We start from the raw sequence: 4,021 nt of genomic DNA, 5'->3' as shown, positions 1-4,021 counted from the left end.
CGATCTCTGGATGCTCGCGTCGGCAGATAGGCGCGGACTTCGAAGGTGTCGAACGCTTCCGCCCACGCGCCACTCCAAGAGGCATCTACGGTAGGTTCTTCTGCTGCTTGAATGTGCGCAATCGCATGGGGTGAGTTGGAAAGGTCCGCCCCCAGCCTGCCTCATGCATAGGTCAGTGGCGGCTCACCGACGTTCCGCCTTCGGTAACAGGTAGCCACCAAGCGGCTTAAGCGTGCAGGCCAAGGCCTCGTTTAAGATCATGTGCTCACGGTCGAAAGGCCCGCAGAGCGTTTCGTTCATGCTCAGGAAACAACCGTAGCTGGTGGCTGGCTTCTCGGGAAAACGGACTTCGCCGAGCTTCGAAGAGAACGTCCGACTCCGTGCCCTCGATTGAGGAGCAACCGTGGCAGCCTGTCATACGACCGGCGAAGACCTACACGCTGTCGGGCGCCAGCTCCCCATCGACCACAACCCTCAGTCCATCCTTGTTCTGCAGGGCTTCAGGACGCCGGCTTTTGCAATCCGATGTGGTGATGTGGGCCGCCGCGGTATTCATCGCATCAGCCACCGTGTCGAACAACCTCTGCGGTCGGTGCATCGTCGACCCCATTCCCTCATCAGGAGTTGATGGAGCGGCCTAATCGGCCTCCGCAGCGCAAGGCATGCAGTGCATTGGCCTCGCCGTACGCCACAACAAAATCGTCACCTGGACCGACGAGAGCACGCGCGAGCATTCGTTCCGCTCTAAGTAGGAGGCGACAGCGACCGGTTGGCAACCCAGAGACGAAAAAAGCCCCGCCGCGGTAAATCGGGCGGGGCAGTAGTGGAGTTACCATGAGTAGAGCGGAGAACACTGCGTCAGCTGGCTTTGTTCACCGCGATGCGTCAGATTTGAATGTGTAGGTCCTCGCCCGCCCGATGGCGCATGTTGCATAGCTCGGCGGCGAGGCCATATCTCGGTTGCCGTCGAACATCCTTCCAACTTGGCCGTTGATCCCACCCAATAACCATGGTGAAGAAGCGATGACCGAGAAGAAGCGACCCGCTGCCGAGAGCACGGACACGAGGGCCACCTCACAGCAGGCCAACGGAAGCGTACGCGGTGCGCATATCAAGCCTTCTGAGGCCAGGATCGAGGGGAGCCATACGCAGGAGACCGTCGACCCGGCCGAGCGCTTGACGGAAGATCCCAACCACCAAAACGACGTCGCTTAACCTGGTTCCACGCGACGACCCGAAGCCCCGCAAAGTGCGGGGCTTTTTAAATCCCTTTTTTGCAACGCCATCGAAGCAGACGCATCGTTTATGTTTCCGCCGAACTTGCCAAAAACAACCTCGTTCAGAGGCAATTGATAGTTCACGTTAATGTGAGCTTCCACAAGGTGTCCGATCCTGTGATCCTTGGTGGGAGCTGGCGGTGCCGCAGATCACAGAAGCAGACCACGCAACTCACGATGATCGCGCTTCTCGCTGGATTATCGGCGTGCTGCTGTCCATCCAATGCGCCTTCCTTGCAGGTTGCTTGATCCTCCTCTGATCCACAGGGCGCCGTCATAATGAAGTTTGCGATGGATCGAAACGGCGAACGTTTAGCCTGAAGCTTAGCGCCGCCTAACGACCGTAAACTTGGCATGCGGTTAGCGAAGGCAAAAATCTATCTGACGTGAGCGAGAGCCTGACATTGGAAGCCGACACGCCCCACAGGATGGAGCGGCTGGCCGAGATTGGCTGCATGGCGACCTTGCTCACCGACCAGTTGCTTGAAGATCAGACCACAGGGCGTCCGGTCTACAAAGATGAGACCCTGGCGTTGCTGAAGGCCTCCACCCTGCTCGCGAGCTGCGGACGCCTCATCCAGCCGCGATCCGGCCAGAGCGTGAAGGGCTTTGACATCGCCGAAGCCTCTGAGCCGCCTGGCATATTAGACGAAGTTCATATCGAGGAGGTTCAACGTCTCGCCCATTCGCTGCGTCCGCTCCAAGCACAGAACAAACAGGGTGTTTAACAACGGCTGGACGGAGAGGCTGGAGGGACTTCGATGACGTCGAACGAGCTTGTCAGCAAACGGTCCCTCGGCATCGACAAGGCCCTCGTCCCGATCAACAGTTTCGGGACAAACAATGGGACAGGCAGGTAACACGGACGACGACGTGCGAAGCGAGCGCGGTCATCTTGTTCACGTTTGGCGCCCCGCTCAGCATCTTGAGCAATGACTCTGAGCCGGGGACAACGCCGCGTGCAAGCCATGTTCTCCTTTAAGGCGGCTGAGGCGTCAGAGGCTGCCATTACCCTTCCGGCAACCTCGTAATTCGCAGCAAGTCCTTGTGGGGCCATGGAACCTAATGGCAAGTTGACTTGGGCAGGCGGCGGCGTGGGAAGGCAGCGGCGACCGATGCGAATCCTGGTGCTGGGCATTCTTATTCTTGGCTGCTGCCCTACGGCACGCGCTTCTGGCGCTACTGCTTTCATTGTTAGGCGGGAGGCCTGTTTTAACCGCGTCTACGACGCAGCCCATCTCGCCGCACATCCGCAGCAAAAGGTCCGTCATATCCGATTGACTGCTCAGCCGAATGGGCGCGGCGCGATCACGGCAGGCCTCAACGTTTGGCTCCGCGGCAGCGGGGTGCGCTACGCTGCTTATGCATTCTGTCGATTCGAGTCGGGCAGAACAACGTGCCGCTCGGAATTCGACGATCGAGTCTGGGGGATTCGTCAGGAGAATGCAAAGACAGTTCGCATCGAAAACGGAGGCATCTGGGTCAATCCTTGGGACTACGATGCTGAGGACAGGTCCGAGCGTGGCACCCGGCTGAAAACCGAGCCGGATGACGAGTCCTGGCTGCTCAGCGCGACCACCTGCTCCATGAATCCCAACGATTAGACGGCCCTATACCTGGCCAGGGTGGGCGTCACTTTCCGGTCAACCAGCCTTCTAGGATCGCGGAAGACGCCCGTCATCGTTTCGCCTTCGGCCTCGCTGCAGGACGAGGCCTGGAAGCAACTTGCAGGCGAGCCGGATCATCGATTACTCGCCGCTAAACTCGTCGCTGATCTTCGGCGTCCGGTACCTACGCCCGTTGTACGTGCGTTGCTCGACGAGCCGAAGGCGGCCGCGTCAGCGACAAAGTCGTACGACCGAACGTGATGCGGGCGTTCCGGTCGCCGCACGGCGAAGATGGCCGAGCACCATACCCATGAGGTCGAGCTGAGATGCCTCGCAAACGAAGCGATCCATTTCATTGATCTGGATCGGATGAGATTAGATGATGTCACACTTTTCTCGGCTTCGAGAGCCGGCGAAACATCTAGGAGGAAAACCGCAATGAAATCAAAAGCGACTTCAGCGGTTGGTGCCCAGGAAAGGATTATGCCGGGTTGCCGCTAAGTGGTTGATATTGCAGAGGCTCAGGCCCGTGCCCTCACCACTTTGTTACACGGTCTCGTACCACGGTTGCGATCCCCGTTGTCAAGCTGACACTCCCGCCGACACGGCTTAAAGCGTCGGGAGCGGCCATGAAAAATCTCGGTACTCGGTAGCAAACTCATTTGCGCCAACTGATGTAATCGCTTGCTCAGTACGAAGGACCGTACGGCATCGGACCTAACTCCTTAGTTTGCCGCAGTTAAATGCGGCTTTACCCCCCTTCGTCATCGTTCCTCTCTAATGGAGGTTCGGTTGCCCCGCTACTTTATTGACACAACGGCTGGCTCTCTCAACGCGAGAGATGAAGAAGGGTATGACTTGCCCGATCTAGAGGCAGCCCGACGTGAGGCGGTGTGTGCCCTTCCCGAGATCGCAAGATACAGCCTCAACAGAAGCGAGCGTAAATCGGTCGTCGTCAAAGTGAGGGATGAGAGTGGTGCCGTGCTGTTCCAGGCCACATTGACGTTGTCCGAACAGTGGATGGATGCGCCCACCGCTGGGTGAACATGCTACCCAATACCAGAAAATCTCATAGGGTGAGCTGGTGTAGGTAGGATGGTGTAAGCCCTCTACTGCCTGATCGGGTCTAAAGATTCG

At 58.3% G+C, this 4,021-nt stretch carries 2 protein-coding genes; both read left to right on the top strand.

Annotated features, from left to right (window positions below):
- The first annotated feature begins 1,663 nt into the window (after positions 1 to 1,663).
- Complete coding sequence (locus K2Y56_RS26225) at positions 1,664 to 2,005, top strand: hypothetical protein (RefSeq protein ID WP_292515069.1); 342 nt, start codon at positions 1,664 to 1,666, stop codon at positions 2,003 to 2,005.
- A 387-nt stretch (positions 2,006 to 2,392) separates the two neighbouring features.
- Positions 2,393 to 2,881: a hypothetical protein gene (locus tag K2Y56_RS26220; protein WP_292515066.1), complete on the top strand. Its 489-nt coding sequence runs from the start codon at positions 2,393 to 2,395 to the stop codon at positions 2,879 to 2,881.
- The last annotated feature ends 1,140 nt before the right edge of the window (positions 2,882 to 4,021 follow it).

Origin of the sequence: Methylobacterium sp. (assembly GCF_019745455.1) — a bacterium.
Classification (GTDB): Bacteria; Pseudomonadota; Alphaproteobacteria; order Rhizobiales; family Beijerinckiaceae; genus Methylobacterium.
This window is presented reverse-complemented; position numbering and strand designations above follow the sequence as displayed.

Bases quoted from the DNA above. Each gene is read 5' to 3' on its own strand.
- K2Y56_RS26220 (WP_292515066.1), top strand. From the start codon at position 2,393: ATGCGAATCCTGGTGCTGGGCATTCTTATTCTTGGCTGCTGCCCTACG.